General features: G+C 42.5%; 18 protein-coding genes. 9 read left to right on the forward strand and 9 right to left on the reverse strand.

Annotation, left to right across the window (positions count from 1 at the left end):
- Positions 1–50 precede the first annotated feature (50 nt).
- Together IEY42_RS09475 and IEY42_RS09480 are read left to right on the forward strand one after the other, a co-directional pair.
- Positions 51–854 (forward strand): DUF4097 family beta strand repeat-containing protein, encoded by an 804-nt coding sequence (locus tag IEY42_RS09475; RefSeq protein WP_188925014.1) that lies wholly within the window; start codon positions 51–53, stop codon positions 852–854.
- A 108-nt stretch (positions 855–962) separates the two neighbouring features.
- Positions 963–1,751, forward strand: a complete 789-nt coding sequence (locus IEY42_RS09480; RefSeq protein ID WP_188925015.1) for a ribonuclease H family protein — start codon at positions 963–965, stop codon at positions 1,749–1,751.
- Between the two features lie 63 nt (positions 1,752–1,814).
- Here IEY42_RS09480 and pepN read toward each other — a convergent pair whose 3' ends face one another.
- The 6 genes from pepN to IEY42_RS09510 all read right to left on the reverse strand — a co-directional run bounded on the left by pepN (position 1,815) and on the right by IEY42_RS09510 (position 8,375).
- A complete protein-coding gene (pepN, locus tag IEY42_RS09485; protein WP_188925016.1) occupies positions 1,815–4,481 on the reverse strand; it encodes an aminopeptidase N in 2,667 nt (888 codons plus the stop codon).
- A gap of 77 nt (positions 4,482–4,558) precedes the next feature.
- On the reverse strand, positions 4,559–5,152 hold the full coding sequence (gene lpoB / locus IEY42_RS09490) for a penicillin-binding protein activator LpoB (protein WP_188918121.1): 594 nt from the start codon (positions 5,150–5,152) through the stop codon (positions 4,559–4,561).
- A gap of 49 nt (positions 5,153–5,201) precedes the next feature.
- Complete coding sequence (locus IEY42_RS09495; RefSeq protein WP_188925017.1) at positions 5,202–6,572, reverse strand: COG3014 family protein; 1,371 nt, start codon at positions 6,570–6,572, stop codon at positions 5,202–5,204.
- Positions 6,566–7,078, reverse strand: coding sequence for a peptide deformylase (def, locus tag IEY42_RS09500; RefSeq protein ID WP_188925018.1), 513 nt, complete (start codon positions 7,076–7,078; stop codon positions 6,566–6,568). The genes IEY42_RS09495 and def overlap by 7 nt, the downstream gene beginning before the upstream one ends.
- Before the next feature lie 91 nt (positions 7,079–7,169).
- Entirely contained in the window at positions 7,170–7,382 is a 213-nt protein-coding gene (locus IEY42_RS09505; RefSeq protein ID WP_188918115.1) for a SlyX family protein, read from the reverse strand.
- Between the two features lie 24 nt (positions 7,383–7,406).
- A complete protein-coding gene (locus IEY42_RS09510) occupies positions 7,407–8,375 on the reverse strand; it encodes a WD40 repeat domain-containing protein (protein ID WP_188925019.1) in 969 nt (322 codons plus the stop codon).
- 167 nt (positions 8,376–8,542) lie between these two features.
- On the opposite strand from IEY42_RS09510, the gene fkpA reads away from it, so the two are divergent.
- Positions 8,543–9,301, forward strand: coding sequence for an FKBP-type peptidyl-prolyl cis-trans isomerase (gene fkpA, locus IEY42_RS09515; RefSeq protein WP_188925020.1), 759 nt, complete (start codon positions 8,543–8,545; stop codon positions 9,299–9,301).
- 146 nt (positions 9,302–9,447) lie between these two features.
- On the opposite strand, the gene IEY42_RS09520 is transcribed toward fkpA, so the two are convergent.
- Positions 9,448–10,413 (reverse strand): zinc transporter ZntB, encoded by a 966-nt coding sequence (locus IEY42_RS09520; RefSeq protein ID WP_188925021.1) that lies wholly within the window; start codon positions 10,411–10,413, stop codon positions 9,448–9,450.
- A gap of 186 nt (positions 10,414–10,599) precedes the next feature.
- On the opposite strand from IEY42_RS09520, the gene IEY42_RS09525 reads away from it, so the two are divergent.
- Positions 10,600–10,971, forward strand: coding sequence for a YacL family protein (locus tag IEY42_RS09525; RefSeq protein WP_188925022.1), 372 nt, complete (start codon positions 10,600–10,602; stop codon positions 10,969–10,971).
- 59 nt (positions 10,972–11,030) lie between these two features.
- Here the strand turns inward: IEY42_RS09525 and IEY42_RS09530 are convergent, their stop codons facing one another.
- Together IEY42_RS09530 and narQ are read right to left on the reverse strand one after the other, a co-directional pair.
- Positions 11,031–11,660, reverse strand: a complete 630-nt coding sequence (locus tag IEY42_RS09530; RefSeq protein WP_188925023.1) for a response regulator — start codon at positions 11,658–11,660, stop codon at positions 11,031–11,033.
- Positions 11,653–13,368 carry a nitrate/nitrite two-component system sensor histidine kinase NarQ gene (narQ, locus tag IEY42_RS09535; protein WP_188925024.1) on the reverse strand — a complete coding sequence of 572 codons (1,716 nt, stop codon included), beginning with the start codon at positions 13,366–13,368 and terminating at the stop codon, positions 11,653–11,655. The genes IEY42_RS09530 and narQ overlap by 8 nt, the downstream gene beginning before the upstream one ends.
- A 287-nt stretch (positions 13,369–13,655) precedes the next feature.
- On the opposite strand from narQ, the gene nrfA reads away from it, so the two are divergent.
- From nrfA to IEY42_RS09560, 5 genes are all read left to right on the forward strand, one after another.
- Complete coding sequence (gene nrfA / locus IEY42_RS09540; protein ID WP_188925025.1) at positions 13,656–15,044, forward strand: ammonia-forming nitrite reductase cytochrome c552 subunit; 1,389 nt, start codon at positions 13,656–13,658, stop codon at positions 15,042–15,044.
- 346 nt (positions 15,045–15,390) lie between these two features.
- Entirely contained in the window at positions 15,391–15,729 is a 339-nt protein-coding gene (locus IEY42_RS09545) for a P-II family nitrogen regulator (protein ID WP_188918100.1), read from the forward strand.
- Between the two features lie 10 nt (positions 15,730–15,739).
- Complete coding sequence (gene amtB / locus IEY42_RS09550) at positions 15,740–16,990, forward strand: ammonium transporter AmtB (protein ID WP_188925026.1); 1,251 nt, start codon at positions 15,740–15,742, stop codon at positions 16,988–16,990.
- A 236-nt stretch (positions 16,991–17,226) separates the two neighbouring features.
- The gene (locus IEY42_RS09555; RefSeq protein WP_188925027.1) at positions 17,227–17,547 is read left to right on the forward strand and encodes a hypothetical protein; all 321 of its coding nucleotides are present in this window, start codon (positions 17,227–17,229) and stop codon (positions 17,545–17,547) included.
- Between the two features lie 117 nt (positions 17,548–17,664).
- Positions 17,665–18,885, forward strand: a complete 1,221-nt coding sequence (locus IEY42_RS09560; RefSeq protein ID WP_188925028.1) for a tetratricopeptide repeat protein — start codon at positions 17,665–17,667, stop codon at positions 18,883–18,885.
- The last annotated feature ends 11 nt before the right edge of the window (positions 18,886–18,896 follow it).

Below are 18,896 nucleotides of genomic sequence, written 5' to 3' on the forward strand. Positions count from 1 at the left end.
TACGTATCAGCCTATTCTATTTCGAACCTCTTTTAAAAGGAATTTAACCTATGTCTATTCGTATTGCGACCATTAGCCTAACTGTAGGTTTAGTATTAGGTGCGACAATTTTTGGCGCGTCATACACTGAAGCTGAATCGATATTCTCGTTAACAGATTCTGCCGACGTGAATGCGGAGCTAACACATACTCAACAAAAAATGACCTTAGACAGTCAATCACTAAACCAATTAGTGGCTAATACTGGCGCGGGTAAATTAACCGTTAAAGGGGTAGAGGGGCAAACACATATTGAAGTCACGGCCGATATTTATACCGATAAAGACAGTGAAGATGTTGAGATTGAATTAACCTTAAACAAACAAGGCGACAATGCCAAGTTTGTGGCCGATATTGAGTCTGATGGTTTTATGGAGCAATCGCCTTTTATCGATGTGTTAATTACTGTACCAGCGGCTCTAGCGCTAGATATTACCGACGGTTCTGGTTCGATTAAGATATCTGATGTAGCGGCCGCCATTACACTCAAAGATGGCTCTGGTAGCATTGTGATGGACCATGTTGGCGCGGTGAAGTTAGCTGATGGATCAGGTTCGATTAACATGAAAGATGTCAATGGTGATGTGACTTTGCAAGATGGCTCAGGTTCTATCAACATTTCACAAGTGACCGGTGATATTGAGGTGAGCGATGGTTCGGGCTCGATTAATATCGACCAAGTTAACGGTAAAGTCACCATTAGTGATGGTTCTGGTGGCATTAATGTCAGCAATACTAAAGGGCTTGAGATTGTCAGCGCAGGCTCGGGTGGCGTGAATCATCAGGATATCGATGGCCCTGTAATCGTTAATTAATCTTTTATCCCTCATCTACAACAAAACCTGCCTATCTTGCAGGTTTTGTTTTAAAGCCTAAATTAATCGTGGCATGATGCGATATTGATTTAGCAAGGATAAACCACAATGGCAAAAAAGTATTATGTAGTTTGGGCAGGGCGTGAAACGGGTATTTTTACCAGCTGGGATGTGACTAAACGATCCGTTGATAAGTTTCCGCAAGCTAAATACAAATCATTTGCCACTGAAGCTGAAGCAAAAGCCGCTTTTGCCAAGTCGCCGCACAGCAGTATTGGCAAGGCTTCCGCTAAAGCATCGGGCACAAAAACGACAAGCACTAAGACGAAAGTGAGCAGCAGTACTGCAACCGAGGCGTCTAACAATGCGGTACTGTCGCAGTTTGATGTAGTGATTTACACCGATGGCGGTTGCGAGCCCAATCCGGGTAAAGCGGGTTCAGGGATTGCGGTATATCGTCAAGCTCAACTTGCCGAGTTATGGTATGGCTTATTTAACCCTAATGGCACCAACAATACCGCTGAGCTTAATGCGTTACATCAAGCCTTATTGATGGCTAAAACGGCATTAGATGCCGGACATAGCGTGCAGATTATGAGTGACTCGCAATATTCAATTAAGTGTATTAGCGAGTGGGCTTACGGTTGGAAATCAAAAGGCTGGACCCGCAAAGGGGGGGAAATCGCTAACCTAGACATTATTAAACAAGCGCATGAACTTTATGATGCGATAAAAGATAAACTCACCATTCAGCATGTTGCTGCTCATATCGGCATTGAAGGTAATGAACTCGCCGACAGAATGTCAATCTATGCCATTGATCAACAGCACAGCACTTTTAGTCAATTTAAGCCACCATTGGACATCGGTAAAATATTAGCATTACGCACAGGCTAATGACTGATCTTTACCGATAAAAAAGCCGGATTACTCCGGCTTTTGCATTTCACAACACCATTGTTAGTAGTTCAGCTTTTGCTTAATGCTGACACAACGTTGTTCTTGTTGGCGAGTTTCTAACAGGGCGCGTCTGGCCAGTTTTGATAAACCGGTTTCGCTATTTAACACCTGACTGATGGCGTCGATATTGGCTGCGCTGCAATCGGTAGGGATTAATTGCGAAGCAAAGCTGCGCATAAACACCGGCCCTTTATCGTCCATGAGTTGCAAGTTTTCAAAGCGTTGCTCGGCGGTTGCTGCGCTAAGTAATTTTTGTTCTGCAGGGTAGAGGTTGTTTATCGCCACACGAATTTTTGAAAATGCCATGCTGTCGTTATGTTCAATGGTATTTAGCCATTGGCGTTTAAGTGCTGATTCTGGACGGATAACTTCAGCCGCGATAGCGGCTTTTTCACCAGAGTCAGATTGATCAAGATGCTTTTCTTTAACCAATAATGCATGTGCATCGCCGTAGTCATAACGGTTTAGTTGACGGATCATGTTCCAGCGCAGGTCTTGATCTATGGTTAACCCTTTAATATGGCTTTTGCTTTGCAGTAACGACTGAATATGTTCAAGCGCATCACCATGGCTTGATAAGCTAATGTAGGCATCGAACCAACGACGTTGGAAATCTCGGTTACGGTAGCTTTCCATGCTCATGCGTAGGCTCATTTGGCTTAATGCTTTTGATATTTTGCTGTTATAACTGGCATGAGTTGGTGCCATTAAGTCGAGGTAGTTTTTGGCTCGCTGCAAGTTATTAAGTACTTGGCCTAAAATGGTGTAGTCTTTTTCCTGCGGCGCATTGATTAAGGCAATATTTAAGAACTGCTCTAACGACGCGTTACCATCAACCACACTGTCCCACATACTTTGCCACAACATAGAGCGCAATAATGGGTCGCTCACGTGGCTGAGTTGCTGTTTGGCCGTATCGAATGACTTTTGGTCTAATTCAACTTTCACAAATCCCCAATCATCATAGTTTGGATACACTAAATCAGGACAGATCTCGCCAACCAGTTGGTTCACTTCGGTATAAGCGCCTTTGTAGGTAACAGCAATTGCTTGCAGCTTATCGAGCCCGTGTCGTTGATGGTCGAATAAGCCTATTTTCACACGCTGTTCACGCAGTGTTGGGTGTTGGCTATCTTCAGCGGTTTGCACTAATGCAAAAGAGTCGATTTGGTTACCCTGGCAAGTGTATTGTGCCTTAATGGTATTGACGCCAGCGGCATATAACCATTCTTGAGTCCATTGTGACAAATCACGGCCACTGGCTTTGGCTAAACTATCAATAAAATCATCGAGCTCGGCATTTTGATAGCTGTATTGTGTTAAATATTGGCTAACACCACGACGAAAAGTTTCTTCACCTAACAGATGGCGCAGTTGTTTAATGGTTGATGCCCCTTTTTGATAGGTGATGGCGTCAATATTATCAAATGCATTTTGGCTGGTGGCTACCGGCACTTCAATAGGGTGAGTGGTGACTAAACTGTCTTGATGATAAGCAGCTTGCTTACCAGAGGCGTAGAAGGTGCGCCAGGCATGGCTAAACTCAGTGGCTTCGCTGGTGGCCAATGTCCCCATAAATGAGGCAAAGCTTTCGTTTAACCATAAGCCGTTCCACCATTTCATAGTGACTAAATCACCAAACCATTGGTGAGCCATTTCATGCATGATAACGCCGGCTAAACGCTGTTTTTGCTCGGCGGTCATTTTGGCATTAAATAAGAAGCGATCTTCTGAAAAAGTAATCGCAGCGGCGTTTTCCATGGCGCCGTATAAAAAGTCTGGCACTAACACCTGGTCGTACTTTTTAAATGGGTAATCAATCCCAAAGTAGCGGTCGAAAAAGTCTAAACCTTGCTTGGTATAGGTAAACCAATCTTGTGGTGTCACTTGCTCGGCAACCGATTGGCGCGAGAATAAGCGCATCGGATAGCGGCCTGAATTGTCTTCCCAGACTTTATAGGGGCCAGCATGCATCGAGAAGTTATAAGGGCTTAATTTTGGCGTAGTAGGGAAGGTCCACAGGTTAGTTTCGCCTTGGTCTACCACGTTAGTTTCACGCATCGCGCTGATTACTTGCCAGTCTTTGGGGGCGTGAACATTAATCTGGTAGGTGGCTTTTAAGTCGGGTTGATCAAACACGGCGAACATTTGCTGCGCGGCAGCAGGCTCAAAATGCGAGTACAAGTAAACTTTATTGTCTACTGGGTCAACAAAGCGATGTAAGCCTTCACCGTTAGTACTGTGTTCGCGGGTAAACTCAACTGTAATGGTGTTGCTTCCACTCGCTAATAGGCTTTGGTTAATTACGATATATGCGTCGTTGTAGTTAGGATAAACCTTGGTACCGTTAATGATAAATTGTTTAATATTGGCTTTGTTTAAGTCAAGTGTCAGTGATTTAGGCACACTGCTAAGGTCAAAGTTGACGGTCGACTTGGCACTGAATTGACTATTTTCACTTAAAAAGAAAGTAAGATCGTATTGTACATTTGATACTACATTAGCGCGTGCTTGTGCTTGCTGTTGGCTAATGTAAGCCGACCCATCACGTTGTAACGTTGAGGTTGATACTGAGCTACTGCAACTTATGACGCTGGCACAACATAATGCAACAAAACTGGTTTTGATAACCTGTGGACTAAACAATTCAGTAGATAACAATTTCACGTTAGTGTTCCTAACTTATTATTGGGTGTATGAAAAAGCCGACATCAATGTCGGCTTTATTACTATATGCTTGCGTATTACAAGCCTAAGAATGACTTAGATTTAACCTTACGAATTTCTTTTTCATCAGACCATTCAATTAAACCGGTTTCAAGATCCATTAAACGCATGGTCATTTTGTAGTACACATCTTTGGTGCTGCCATCTTGCTTAACAATGCTCGATAGGTTGCCGTATAACATGTACTGCGCGCCAATTTGACGACCAAACTTAATGGCGGTTGTTGGGTCTACCATGCCGGCATTGTTTTGATAATCTAGCTGCTTACGTACGGCATCCACTTTGGTCATGTCGATAAAACGGAACTTACCAGAACGGAGTAACTTGTTGCTAATCGTGTCGGTAACTGACTCAGTATCGATATGCTCTGAGGTCTTATTTTTAATTTTATCAACAAATATAATCGGACGATTGGTTTGTGTCATTACCACCACAGGCGGGAAGGTCATCATGCTGTCGACCATTTTGGCGGCAATATCTTGCAGATCAGTTGAGCCAAAGTTTTCGTTAACGGTTTCAACTTCGGTGGCATCGCCGTATTCAACTTTAGATTGACAGGCGCTCAGCCCCATTACTGCAGCTAACACAAATATCAGTTTTAAATTTTTCATAATAAATTCCATTGGTGATGAGTGACAGTTGATAAGGGGTTATCGTCTATCAGATGATTATCGAATAAAAACGGGTACGATTGCCAGTCTCTATTGCCCAAATTAATGTTGTACGGTTTGGTTTTACTTCAATTTTTACATTTTGGCTGTTATTTAAACGAATGTCGTAGTCACCTGCATCAATAAATTGTTTGGCTATTTGAGCCTGACGCGGCAAGGTTAACCAGCTGCGACGATCTGCTTGTTCGCTTATGACGTTAAAAATTTGCATCACCATGGCCGCGGCATCAACTTGATTATTGGCGCGGCGACTGCTGCTCTGAACGCTTTGATTAAGTTCGTACTTGGCATAAATACGTGCAGCTTGGCGAATGAGCGCAGCAGGTAGGTCTTCTTTTAATGCATTAATGGCTAGGGCGTCGATATGGGCAATACTGTCGGCGTAGAGTGTTTGGCCTAAGCCGCCTATTTGACTCTGTTCAGCTAATGGCATTTGTCTCTGGTAAGTGGCTAATGACGCGGTTTGCCAGTTACCATCTATTGAAAAAGGGACGGTAATGCTTTGTTTTTCGGGAACAAAGCTTCGTTCAACAATAAATACAACCTGGCCTTGATTTGCCGTTGCTAACACAGCATCGCCCCATCGTTTGGCAAACTCATCATATTGTGGCATAGCTAATTGTTTGGCTAAACGGACTAAGTCTTGTTGTAAATAGCGGTTGTCGGGAGTGATTTGCGCCGCTTTACGGTAATCGATAAAAGCATCATTAGGTTCGTTAGCCAGTTCGTGCAGTAAGCCTGTTATGTAGTAACTGTATGCATTTAAAAATGAACTGGTTACGCTACCTGCGGCTTGTCCTAGCTGCGCCATTTGGGCATCAATTTTGCCATTAGCCATTGCCTGAACCGATTCTTGTGATTGTTGATAACGCGCTTGTTCCATACTTTGCAGCTCATTACTGCGGCGCACTTCAACTAGGGCTCCCTGCGCGTCACCACTAAATAAATAATTCAACGCCTGGTATTGGTGCAACATAATGCGCTCATAACCCGGGCCACGATATGGAATGGCATTGTCGTTAAGCAGTATGCTGGATGCACCTGCGCCAAGCTGACTGGCACTGACGGTAGCTTTGTCGTCAAAGGCTTGGTATGCGGCTATTGCTTGTTGATAGTAGGTTTTGCTTTGCTCAAAATTACCCGCCACTTGCATAATACGTCCAGACTCTTGGGCGTAGAGTAAGCCGTCATTACCACTGATGTTGTCGGCTAATGCAGTAATATTAGTCGTAGGCGAGTTGCTGGCTAATTGCTGTTTATAAGGCGCTATTTGCGATGGATAATTAACGAATACACTGTTGTAAGCGCAACCGCTTAAACCGGCCATGAACAGTAGCAACAACCCAAGTGTTTTTAACATGGCATCGCCTCAACCTGTGGCGCCATAAGCTTAACCCGTTCAAGTAAGGTAATACCCTGAAGGTGGTCATATTCATGCTGAAATATCCGCGCCACGAAACCTGTTAAGGTGTGCTGCTGCAGTTCGCCATTTAGTGATTGGTATTGCACTTCAATTTGCTGATGGCGCAAAATCGATAAGCGTTGTCCCGGAATCGATAAGCAACCTTCAATCCCGGCTTCTGTTGCGCTAGATATTGACAAAATTTGGGGGTTAATAACTGCCGTTGGCGCCATTGTTGGGGCGTCTGGGTATCGCTCATTTGGGTTAGAAGCCATAATAAACATGGCTGCACGGCTAAACACTTGTGTTGCAGCAATGCCGACACCGTTAGCATTGAGCATTGTGCTAAGCATGCTATCGGCCAATGCACGCAATTTATCGTCAAACACCGTCACAGGTTCAGCTGTCAGCGTGAGAATATCATCGCCTGTTGTGGCTATTGTAAGGTGTTGAGTCGATTGCATGTGCACCTGCTATGTTAAAAATAAAGTAATGGCCAATATTGCAAACCCATTTTTTTAATCAACCTGTATTGCAACACAGCCTAAGTAGGGCCTAGTAGTGCGGAGGTGGTGTTTCTTCTGCTTGCGAAGCCATATTACTTGGCTCCATCGCCTGTAATTTATTGACCATTAATATCATTTGCTGTTGTTGTCTGGCAACTAAAGCATTGAGCTTTATCACTTCTTGGTTAAGTTCTTCAATAGTGATTTCTTGGAACGAAAGCTTCATTTCAAGGTCGTCTAGCTTTTGCAACACCTGCTCCATTGGGGCCTCTATTTGTCTCTGTTATTACTGCCAATATTCAATTAACCCCTGGCTACTTATACTGACGATAGAGCCTTGGGTTGTCATTGCGGCAGAGTATACTACAGCGCCCCTGTTTTGGGTGTTTTTACTGAGTTGAACTTGCCAGTGTCCTGTTTGTTGGCCTGAGTCGACTTGCCATAAAAAGATCTCTTTTGACGGCGTCCCTGTGAGTAGCTGTGTATCATTTTTGACAAAACGAGCCGCAGAAAAGTTCATTTGACGACGCTTAATATCGAGTTGGCTAAGCGAGTCGCCCGAGTTTGAGTGCCATAGGTTAGCATTACCGGTAATGTCAGCGGCAAAACTTAAGCTACCGCTGTCGTTAATTAATACTTTGGTGAGCCTTGAGTCCATTTGCCACTGTTGCATTGGCTGACCCGTTTGGCTATTCCATAATATGACTTTGCCATCATTCCCCCCACTGAGAGCGGTTTCACCGTCGGCGCTAATCGACACGCTATTGACCTTTTCTTGATGACCTAAAAATTGAATTAAGCGATTTTTTTGTGGCGATAATGACATCACCGAACCATCAACAAGGCCTACCAAGGTTTGGCCATTATTGGCGATAGCAACACTTTGAGCATAAGAGGGCAGAGACCACCAACCTACAGAGCTGCCGTCATCTAAGCGCCAGATCGCTAATGAGTCACTGCTCATCGTCGCGGCAAAAGTATTGTTAGCCGATATAGCCGTATCAATAACATTACTGGTGTTATCTTGTTTACCTTGAAGCCATTGGTAGGAGATGCTCGGACCGGTTAAATCCCACACTTGCACACCATTGTTGGCAGTGCTGACCAGAGCGATGTTGCCATCGTTAGACAAGCTGGCGCTGTAACTGGCATCGGTGGTGAGCACCATCATCTTATCAGCGCTCGGCTGACATGCAGATAATAGCGCAACACAAAGCCAAGTTGAGCAAAAAAGCAGCATTGGAACCCGTGTCATGAACTTGCCCCTTGAATTATTGTCGTAAACCTTGTGATATAAGGTCGACCCAATGGTATAACCCCATTAACTAGTATAAAGTGGCAAGCGAACATGACCACTAAAACATCTCATAGTTTGAATGTATTAGGTTATTGTAACCACTAAAGGATGCTGAGGAAGCTTTAATGAAATCTATTTACAAATTATCGTTAGTTGCATTAGCTGTTGTTGGATTGACTGCATGTAACCAAGAACAAGACGTAGCACCAAAGAAAGTCGAGCTAACAACAGACGCTCAAAAAGAAGCATACAGCGTGGGTGGTTCAATTGGTAAGTACATGTCTGGTCACATTAAAGAGCAAGAAGAGTTAGGTTTTGCTGTTGACCGTACTATGGTTATCAAAGGCTTTAGCGATGGCTTAGGCGAAGAAATGCAGTTGACCGAAGAAGAAATGCAAACTGTATTACAAAACCTAGATAAAAAATTAAACGACAAGCGTTTAGAGCAAGCAGAAGTGTTAGCGGCTAAATCGGTTGAAGAAGGTAAAAAATTCTTAGAAGAAAACAAAGCCAAAGAAGGTGTAACCACGACTGAGTCTGGCCTACAGTACGAAGTACTTGAAGCCGGTGAAGGTGAAAAGCCCGCTGCAGAAGATACTGTTGAAGTTCACTACCGTGGCACATTAATCGACGGTACCGAGTTTGACAGCTCATATGCTCGTGGCGAAACGGCTAAGTTTCCACTAAATCGCGTTATTCCTGGTTGGACTGAAGGCGTACAGCTTATGCCTGTAGGTGCTAAGTACAAGTTTGTTATCCCTTCAGAACTTGCATATGGCGAGCGTGATACAGGGACTATTCCTGCTAATTCAACATTGGTTTTTGAAGTAGAGCTTGTGTCTGTTGAAAAAGCCGCTGCGACAGCTGAAACTGAAACAAAATAATTAACTAGCTTGATTTCGGTGTTAACGCCCGAGATGCAGAGTTAATGGCAAAAAAGGACGCATCGCGTCCTTTTTTATTGCTCATTTGAGGCTGTAGATACCGTTAAACAAAGCGCTTTTAACGGTAGTCAATCAATATCAACTCATTACAACCACTTTAAGCGATAAAATAGATACATCTGCAATGCGATAAGGGCAATAAGACCACCACAGAATGCTGCAAATGCCCAGTTGGTTTCTGCACCGGGAATACCGCCAATATTGACGCCAAGTAACCCTGTTAAAAAACCAAGCGGTAAAAATACCGCTGAGATTAATGATAAAAAATACAGCCTTTGGTTCACCTGTTCAGACTGTTGAGATTGCAGCTCTTCTTGGGTGACACTGGCGCGATCGCGAATGGCATCTAAATCTTCAATGATGCGAATTAAGGTTTCATGAATTTCGCGTAAACGCAGTTTATCGTTATCATCAAATAGTTCGCTACTTTCATGCAACATCCGTGAAAAAGCTTCGCGTTGCGGCGCGAGGTAACGACGCAATACTACGGTTTTCCTGCGTAGCTCGGCAATCTCAGTGCGTAAGCTTTTGTTCACTTGGGTAACTACACGCTCTTCTAACTCATCGAGTTGTTCTTCTAGCTTGCCAATAAATTCAACTTTACGTTGGGTTAAGCGCTCACAAATGGCCATGATAAATGCCGCGGTATCAATTGGCCCTTTGCCTTGGCTAATGGACTCTGCGAGATCGATGACTGACTGTAATTGGCGCTCACAGGTTGAAATGATTTTATCTTCTTCGGCGTATATGCGCACCGCAACCATGTCTTCAGGATCTGAGTTAGGGTTGAGATTGACGCCACGCAAGGCTAATAACATCCCTTTACTTGAGTTGACGACGCGTGGACGAGTGTCTGTGGCTAACAAAGTATCTGTTTCAACACGATCGAGCCCTGAGTTAAGGATCCATTTACGCGCTTTAGGTTCACGATAACGAAGGTGTAGCCATAATAAACCGTCTTGTGGCTGCCATTGCGTAACTTGCTCCTCGCTGAGCGACTGACCGGCATTTGGCCCATTTAGCAGTAAGCTATAAATAAAACCAGTATTCATTGTTTATCATTCCAAGTGTTCGCTATCACAGCCATTAAGTGTGATCCAAGTGTATTGATTATAGCGAATGAAACCTTATATTTATCTAACATTTAATCTGATGCGCACTGATCAGACGACATTACAGGCAGCAGGTTTTGATTTCTTCGGTTAAAATAGTGATAACGCTAATTAAAGAGCAATATTATGGAATACCAATTTCGTCGTAATCGTCTAGAAGGGACGGTATTTGCAGAGTTTAGTATGGATCATGAAGTACTCGGCCGTTGGTTTGCTGAAGAGCTTGGCGATGATAACAGCCGTGCTAACCATATCCTGACGCAAATCATCTTAATCAAAAGCGGTAGTAAAAATCACTGGCGTCATATTGGTGCTGATTTAACCATCGATATCGACACCGAGCAGGTGCGAGTTTTCGCCAACGTTATCGATTTTGAAGAAGAGCATGAATTAGATGATGCCATGAATTTGTATGATGCAGAATCTGAGTCGTATTGCGGTTTAGAAGATTTTGAAGCGGTATTACAAAGCTGGCTTGCCTTTATTAATCAGAAATAATATTACCCCACACTGATTGGTGTGGGGCATCAATTCACGTTAAATGCATCTTGTAAGCGTTATTGGTTTAAATAACGAACCGCCATTTCGGTACGCGACTTCGCATTGGCTTTACGCAGTAAGTTTTTAACGTGTACTTTAACAGTGCCTTCACTGATGTGCAGGTCTTCTGAAATCATTCGATTACTTTTACCTTCAGCCAGCTCCTGTAATATTTGTAACTCACGAGGCGTGAGGTTTTCTATCCAAGTGTTGTCATCAGTGGCATTTTTTAACTCGTAAAGATAGGCCTCAACTTCGTTGCTGATGACGCGGTGACCTAACATGGCTTTTTTTAGCTGTTCGAGTAACAAATCTGGCTCAGTGTCTTTGAGTAAATAACCGTCAGCGCCAGCACGCAATAACCTAACGACATCTTGCTTGGCATCGGATACGGTTAAAATAACAATTCTCGCAGTGACGCCTTCTTGGCGCATCGCATTAAGCGTATCTAAGCCTGACATGCCTTTCATATTTAAATCGAGCAGGATGATGTCAGGTTCGTCATCAGCTACGGCAGTGAGGGCTTCTAGTCCTGTTCCAGTTTCACCAAAAAGTAAAAAATCACTGTCAGAGGTGATCAGCTGGCAAATACCTCGACGTAACAAGGGGTGATCATCTACAACAAGTACGGAGTACGGCTTACCCATTTAAAGGCTCCTGTTGAGGTGGAAAACTAAGTGTAACGGTGGTGCCGCCATGCAGATTACTCTCAAACGTCACAACGCCATGTAATTTATTGGCTCGTTCATGCATGATGCCGATGCCAAAATGTTGATCGCGCTCTTGTAAGTGTGACACACCAATACCGTCATCACATATTGCTATTGTTATCATAGCACTATTTGTTAATTGGCAATCTACCACTATATGGGCAGGCTTAGCGTGTTTGATTGCGTTTAGTGTTGCTTCGCGGATCAATTGTAAAATATGAATATGCTGTTTAGCTTCTAACAAGTGTGCTGACAACTTGTAATTGAGTTTAATATCAACATCACTTTGCTGACGAAGTTGATCAAGCATGACTTCAATCGCTTGATTTAAATTGGGTTCTTTAATGGTTAATCTGAATGTGGACAATAATTCGCGTAATTGCACGTAGGCAGTACTTACCCCTTCATTAATCTCGAGTAATTGTCCTTCCACCTCAGGGCTACGACAACTTTCGTGTAAACTTTTTTTGAGTAAACTGACCTGGATTTTTAAAAATGATAATAATTGACCTATCGAATCATGTAATTCTCGGGCGATGACTGCGCGTTCTTCCATTAATGCCATTTGTTGACGCTGCTCTGTGGCATTATGAATCGTAATTGAACGAGTAAGCATCATGGCAAAGTTTTCAAATAATTGCTGATTCAGGTGCTTAGCGGAAATCACATCCAAATAACCTAATTGAGTTTCTTCAATGTTTAATGGGAACTGGACAGAGCTGATATTGTTTTCTTCAGGCCAACCGCCTTCGGCTTTGATGACATCGCATGAGTCATCTTCATGCTTGATAACAAGCCTGATAAAGTCTAAGCCCTCATAGTATTTCAATTGATTTATAGCAGACTGCAGCGCTTTGTAATCCAGTTTGTCTGCATGCAGCATCACAAGGTTATCGTATAAAAACTTAAGCTCATTATTTGCGCGCGTTAATGCAAGGGTTTTATCGTTAACTTGGCCTTCTAAATCTTCATATAAATCGGCCAATTCTGAGGCAGTTTTTTGTAATGCGTTGCCCAGAGAGGTGAGCTCAATATATTCCGTTTTAGGCATCTTAACTTTAAAGTTACCTTTAGAAATAGTTGATGCGCTGTCCATTAATAATTGCAGCGGTCTTACAACGCGTTTTCGGGTAAACACAACGGCCATAATGGCAACTGCTAATAAAATCACTAAACCTATAATTTGTCCTATAACCAACAGCTTAAGTTTATATGCTGCGAAAAGCTCCATTTTCAATACTAGGGTGTCAATGGTATCAACAAAGTCTTTTAATGACGCCGAATACAGGCGAGCATCACCCGCTTCGACATAGGCTCTCATCACTTGCCACTTATCGATTACCTGCAGGTATTGGTCTGTCAATTCTTGAGGGCTGTACCAGGCCAACGTTCGCTTTAACGGTTCAGAATTAAGGGTATTTTCAAATTCGGTGATTTTTTCTTGAGCATTAATACTGCCTGCATTGGTAAATAACAGTAAGCGATAACTTTGCATACGCATTGAGCCTGAAGCATTAATGCCTTTAGCATCATCGAGGCTAAAAGTTAAATTGACGATAGAAAAAACGGCTAAGCTTGATGATAACAAAATGAGAAACAACATTAAGCCTAAAATCGTTGAGGTAAGACTGCCTCGAGTAAACATAAAACCCTACTTTGAATGACATTTAATAAAAGAATTTGGATAAGACAAAAGTATGGTTTCACTTCTTATCCAATAGTGTGTTCTACATTAGGTGTATCTGCATTACATTAACGAGTTAACGGAACTGTGAGATACATCCTGTTTACATGTTGATCTGGCGCAAACTTTTCTCGCTATACCCCATTGGAGGTATGTCTAAATGTTAGGTTAATGGCTACTTTTGATATTGGAGATGTCGTGGTTAATAAATTAAATATAATGTAACACGGAGATAAAGGGTGATGAAGATGAACGCAAAATCAATTGCACTCAGTGCTGTTATCGCTGCAAGCTTTATGGCTGCAGGCGCAATGGCGAGTGATAAAACTGAACCTCGTAATGAGGTTTATAAAGATAAGTTTTCAAAGCAGTATGACAGCTGGCATGCTACTGATGAAAGTAAAGACATTGTTGATATGTTGGAAAAAGTACCAAGTCTAGTTGTATTGTGGGCTGGTTACGGCTTTGCTAAAGATTATAATGCACCACGTGGTCATATGTATGCGATTACAGATGTAACTAATACATTACGTACCGGAGCACCAAAAAACGCTGAAGACGGCCCTATGCCAATGGCATGTTGGAGCTGTAAAAGCCCTGATGTACCTCGCATGATTGAAGAGCAAGGTGAAGATGGTTATTTCAGTGGTAAATGGTCTAAAGGCGGTCCAGAAATCGTTAATGTTCTTGGCTGTGGCGATTGTCATGTGAAAGGTTCATCAAAGTTACGTGTTTCACGTCCGTATGTTGAACGCGCAATGAACACGTTAGATACTCCGTTTGATAAAGCTTCTCGTAAAGATAAACAATCAATGGTATGTGCTCAGTGTCACGTTGAATACTACTTCGAGAAAACAGCTGACCGTAAAGGTTTTGTGAAGTTCCCTTGGGATATGGGTACCACTGTTGAACAAATGGAAGTGTACTATGACAGCATGGAGTTCTCTGATTGGACTCACGCAGTGTCTAAAACACCTATGTTAAAAGCACAACATCCTGGTTATGAAACTTGGAAAATGGGTACTCACGGTCAAAACAATGTAAGTTGTGTTGATTGTCATATGCCTAAAGTGACAAATGACAAAGGTCGTAAATTTACAGATCATAAAGTGGGTAACCCACTTGATCGCTTTGAAGAAACCTGTGCAACTTGTCACACTCAAAGCAAAGAATTTATGGTTAAGCAAGTTGAAGAAAGCAAACACAAAGCAGCAGATTTAAAAGCACGTGCTGAAGCGCAATTAGTTAAAGCTCACTTCGAAGCAAAAGCTGCTTGGGATGCGGGTGCAACTGAAGCTGAAATGAAGCCTATCCTTATGGATATTCGTCATTCACAATGGCGTTGGGATTTTGCGACTGCTTCACATGGCGCATCAACTCATGCTCCAGCTGAAGTTCTACGTATTTTAGGTACTGCAGTGGATAAAGCTGCTGATGCTCGCATTAAATTAGCTCAGTTATTAGCTGTTAAAGGTGTTAAGCAACCAATTGCTTACCCAGACATTTCAACTAAAGCTAAAGCGCAAGCGGCATTAGGCATGGATATGAAAAAAATGAATGCTGAAAAAGCTGAATTCAAGAAAACACTGGTTCCTCAGTGGAAAGAAGAAGCTAAAAAGCGTGAAGCGACTTACTAAGTAACTTGCTACATTAAACAGCTTATGCATTAACCATAAGCTGTTATCTCCAGTAAACCGTCCTTTTTTAAGGGCGGTTTTTTTATTCTATTTTGCGCAAGCCTTCTTCTGCGAACCCTTCTTAAAGTATCTATAACTGCTATTTCCCTTTGTTGAGCCTGCGCACCAAAAAGGGGCGCTGCGATTTTTTGGCTGCACTTTGTTGGTGCTTTTGTAAGCAGTGGACAGTGCAGTAATTATTTAAAAGTCATATTAAACAACAAGTTAAAAATCTGGCCTGATGATTGAATTAGTTAGTTCAACAAATCAATAACAATTACATTTTTTCACACTTTTGGAGGTCGAGATGAAACTCGTCAGCGCTATCATCAAGCCATTTAAATTGGATGATGTCCGTGAAGCCATAGCAGGCATGGGCATTGAAGGTATGACTGTTACTGAAGTTAAAGGCTTTGGTCGTCAAAAAGGACACACAGAGCTTTATCGTGGTGCAGAGTACCAGGTCGACTTTTTACCGAAAGTAAAACTTGAAATTGCTACCAAAGCAGAAAACTTGGAAATGCTTCTTGAAGCGATTACCAAAGCCGCGCACACCGGCAAAATTGGTGATGGCAAAATCTTTGTCACAGATTTAGAACAAGCAGTCCGCATCCGTACGGGTGAGCTTGATAACGAAGCATTATAAGGGGGCGATTATGGAAGAGTTAACAAAATTAGGGCTTACAGTAACTGAATTACGCTTTGCATTAGATACATTTTACTTTCTAATTTCAGGCGCATTAGTGATGTGGATGGCTGCAGGTTTTGCAATGTTAGAAGCAGGACTTGTGCGTTCAAAAAATACGACAGAAATTTTAACTAAAAACGTGTGTTTATATTCAATCGCTTGTGCGATGTTTTTATTAGTCGGCTACAACATTATGTATGTAGACAATGCTGAAGGCGGCTTCATTCCTTCGTTTGGTTCGTTAATTGGCTCACAAGCTGATGGTGCAGATCATGCATTAGAATCTGACTTCTTCTTCCAGGTTGTGTTTGTTGCAACGGCGATGTCAATTGTTTCGGGTGCGGTAGCTGAGCGAATGAAACTTTGGGCATTCTTAGCATTCTCAGTTGTAATGACTGCGGTAATTTATCCCGTTGAAGGTTACTGGACTTGGGGTGGTGGATTCTTATCAGAAGCAGGTTTCTTTGACTTTGCTGGTAGCGGTATTGTACACATGGCGGGTGCAGCAGCAGCAATCTCAGGTGTACTACTGTTAGGTGCTCGTAAAGGTAAATATGGCGCTAACGGTCAAGTACAACCAATTCCAGGTTCAAACTTACCAATGGCAACGCTAGGTATGTTCATTTTATGGATGGGTTGGTTCGGCTTTAACGGTGGTTCTCAGTTATTAGTGTCAGATGCTGAAAATGCAACAGCAGTGGCTAAAATCTTTGTAAACACTAACTCTGCAGCGGCCTTTGGTGCTATCTCTGCACTCATCGTATGTAAGGTTGTATGGGGTAAAGCTGACTTAACCATGATTTTAAACGGTGCATTAGCAGGTCTTGTTGCGATTACTGCAGACCCATTATCACCTTCATTCTTAATGGCTGCTGTGATTGGCTTAGTTGCTGGTGGCGTGGTTATCTTCTCAATTATTGCCTTTGACCGTGTTAAAATTGATGACCCAGTGGGTGCGATTTCAGTGCATGGTGTCGCGGGGTTCCTTGGGTTAATGTTAGTGCCTTTATCAAATGCAGACGCTAGCTTTGGTAGCCAGTTATATGGTGCTGCGGTTATCTTTATTTGGGTATTTGCTGCATCATTACTTGTATGGTTTGTATTGAAAATGACCATGGGTATTCGTGTAACAGAAGAAGAAGAATACAACGGTATGGATGTGTCTGATTGTGGTGTTGATGCCTATCCTGAATTTGTGAGTGTTAAATCTGCTGGATAATCTTACCCTTGCGATACGCTTAAAAACAGAACCTTTGGGTTCTGTTTTTTTTGCTGTTTTGAAACTGTACTCTGTTTAAGTTAACTCTCATCGTTTGTGTTAAGTACTGGGGGTATAAATCCGCAGTAGTCATCTCAAGCAAAGCCTATGCAGTTTGAATACTATGTTGGCAAAACGCGCATTTCAGTGTGGATGGGTATAATGTGACATGGGGTTATTCGGCGTTTGGAGGGAGTATGGCACATCGTTTAGGATTGAGCGTTTTGATTATAGGGCTATTAATGAGCTGTATAGCTGAAGCTGGCACCGTTATTGTGCGTAAATCATCGCAACCGTTTGATGCGTTTGCTGTGCGCGACGAACTGCAGCAACAGCATGAATGGCAAGAGCTTTTGCGTCAGCAACAACAATTATCCATTTTGCAATCTTTACCCCTAACCTGTATTGCAGTTAAAGGGGCTTTTTTGTATTTCAATTGCGGTCAGCATTATTATCGCCCTTATCAATATCAAGACCAGCAGTTATTTATTGAGATCAACCTAGCTCAAGAACAATAGGTATGTGTTAGGCGCTATTTGCCGTGTCTAGTCACTCTCCAAGATGTTCATTTGTGGCTGAATGCCAGTCTATTGACTACGCTTTAAGGTAGCTTATTTCTATCTGAGGGTTGAATCATGTCGGCTTATCACCCAAACAGGAACGCAACTAAGGCATTATGCCTATCCCCAAAAGTACTTCAATTAACGGTTAAGTTATTATTTATCATCGTATTAACCTGCCTTGTTGGCTGCCAATCTACACAGTCTAATGTGCAAAATACTGATATTAACACCTTGTTTTACGACGATTACTTTACCCCTGTATCCACCATTGATACCGATGATATATATCAACTTCCAGAAGCATTTGTTGCCAAGTTTAGACGCCAATATCTGGCTGAGAATACACTACGAAGCAACAATATATTGGCCAATGAATGGTTGGCGCAATACATAGGTGCTACCAATGGTGGGTTTGAATATCGTGATCATTACACTCGACCCGCGGCTGAAACAGTACTTAATCGTCAGGGTAATTGCATGTCTTTAGTGGTGCTGTCAGCAGCGTTAGCTGAGGCATTAGATGTGCCAGTGGAGTTTCATGATATTGACGTAGAGCCCATTTGGGATCGCCGTGGTGGTTTTTTCTTGGTCAATGGTCATGTCAATTTAAACTTGATGCCGCCTGAAGATAATATAACGGTATTGTTTAGGGGCTCAAAAATGCTCGTTGACTTTTTACCCGAACGTTCATTGAGGGCTTACCAAAGTAAGCGAGTCAATAAACGGCAATTATCAGCAATGTATTACAATAATGTTGCCGCTGAGGCCTTGGTTAAAAACGACTATGATCAAGCTTATGCTTTAGTTAAAAAAGCGATATTGTTAAATCCTCAATTTGTTGCTGCTATAAACACTTTGGCAGTGATTTATCGCCATAAAGGTTATCAAGCTGAAGCTGAACAAGTCTATCGAACAGCATTACAGGTGAACCCGCAAGATTTATCAACCTTGTATAATTTAGCATTAATTTTAGGTGAGCAAGATCGGTTAATTGAGTGGGCTGAAGTACACAAAGTATTAGAACTAGCCAGAATTAATAACCCTTTTTATTACTTTGATATGGCGCAGCAAGCGTATTTTGATCGACAGTATCAAGACGCGCTGGTGTGGTATAAGCGTGCCGTTGAAAAAGCAGATTACCGCCATGAGTTTTACTTTGGTTTATCGAGAGCGTATTGGGCAACGGGTGAGCAAAGGCTTGCAGAAAAAAACCTTAAGCGAGCGTTAGCATTGAGCGATGTGGATAACAAACAACGATATCAAAGTAAGTTACAAGCCATGCGTCAATACTAATTAAGGCTATC

Origin of the sequence: Shewanella algicola (genome assembly GCF_014648035.1) — a bacterium.
Lineage (GTDB): Bacteria > Pseudomonadota > Gammaproteobacteria > Enterobacterales > Shewanellaceae > Shewanella > Shewanella algicola.

Bases quoted from the DNA above. Each gene is read 5' to 3' on its own strand.
- nrfA (WP_188925025.1), top strand. From the start codon at position 13,656: ATGAACGCAAAATCAATTGCACTCAGTGCTGTTATCGCTGCAAGCTTT.
- IEY42_RS09560 (WP_188925028.1), top strand. From the start codon at position 17,665: ATGTCGGCTTATCACCCAAACAGGAACGCAACTAAGGCATTATGCCTA.
- IEY42_RS09525 (WP_188925022.1), top strand. From the start codon at position 10,600: ATGGAATACCAATTTCGTCGTAATCGTCTAGAAGGGACGGTATTTGCA.
- IEY42_RS09555 (WP_188925027.1), top strand. From the start codon at position 17,227: ATGGCACATCGTTTAGGATTGAGCGTTTTGATTATAGGGCTATTAATG.
- IEY42_RS09505 (WP_188918115.1), bottom strand. From the start codon at position 7,382: ATGGAGCAGGTGTTGCAAAAGCTAGACGACCTTGAAATGAAGCTTTCG.
- IEY42_RS09520 (WP_188925021.1), bottom strand. From the start codon at position 10,413: ATGAATACTGGTTTTATTTATAGCTTACTGCTAAATGGGCCAAATGCC.
- fkpA (WP_188925020.1), top strand. From the start codon at position 8,543: ATGAAATCTATTTACAAATTATCGTTAGTTGCATTAGCTGTTGTTGGA.
- IEY42_RS09495 (WP_188925017.1), bottom strand. From the start codon at position 6,572: ATGTTAAAAACACTTGGGTTGTTGCTACTGTTCATGGCCGGTTTAAGC.
- IEY42_RS09545 (WP_188918100.1), top strand. From the start codon at position 15,391: ATGAAACTCGTCAGCGCTATCATCAAGCCATTTAAATTGGATGATGTC.
- narQ (WP_188925024.1), bottom strand. From the start codon at position 13,368: ATGTTTACTCGAGGCAGTCTTACCTCAACGATTTTAGGCTTAATGTTG.
- amtB (WP_188925026.1), top strand. From the start codon at position 15,740: ATGGAAGAGTTAACAAAATTAGGGCTTACAGTAACTGAATTACGCTTT.
- def (WP_188925018.1), bottom strand. From the start codon at position 7,078: ATGCAATCGACTCAACACCTTACAATAGCCACAACAGGCGATGATATT.
- IEY42_RS09480 (WP_188925015.1), top strand. From the start codon at position 963: ATGGCAAAAAAGTATTATGTAGTTTGGGCAGGGCGTGAAACGGGTATT.
- IEY42_RS09510 (WP_188925019.1), bottom strand. From the start codon at position 8,375: ATGACACGGGTTCCAATGCTGCTTTTTTGCTCAACTTGGCTTTGTGTT.
- IEY42_RS09475 (WP_188925014.1), top strand. From the start codon at position 51: ATGTCTATTCGTATTGCGACCATTAGCCTAACTGTAGGTTTAGTATTA.
- IEY42_RS09530 (WP_188925023.1), bottom strand. From the start codon at position 11,660: ATGGGTAAGCCGTACTCCGTACTTGTTGTAGATGATCACCCCTTGTTA.
- lpoB (WP_188918121.1), bottom strand. From the start codon at position 5,152: ATGAAAAATTTAAAACTGATATTTGTGTTAGCTGCAGTAATGGGGCTG.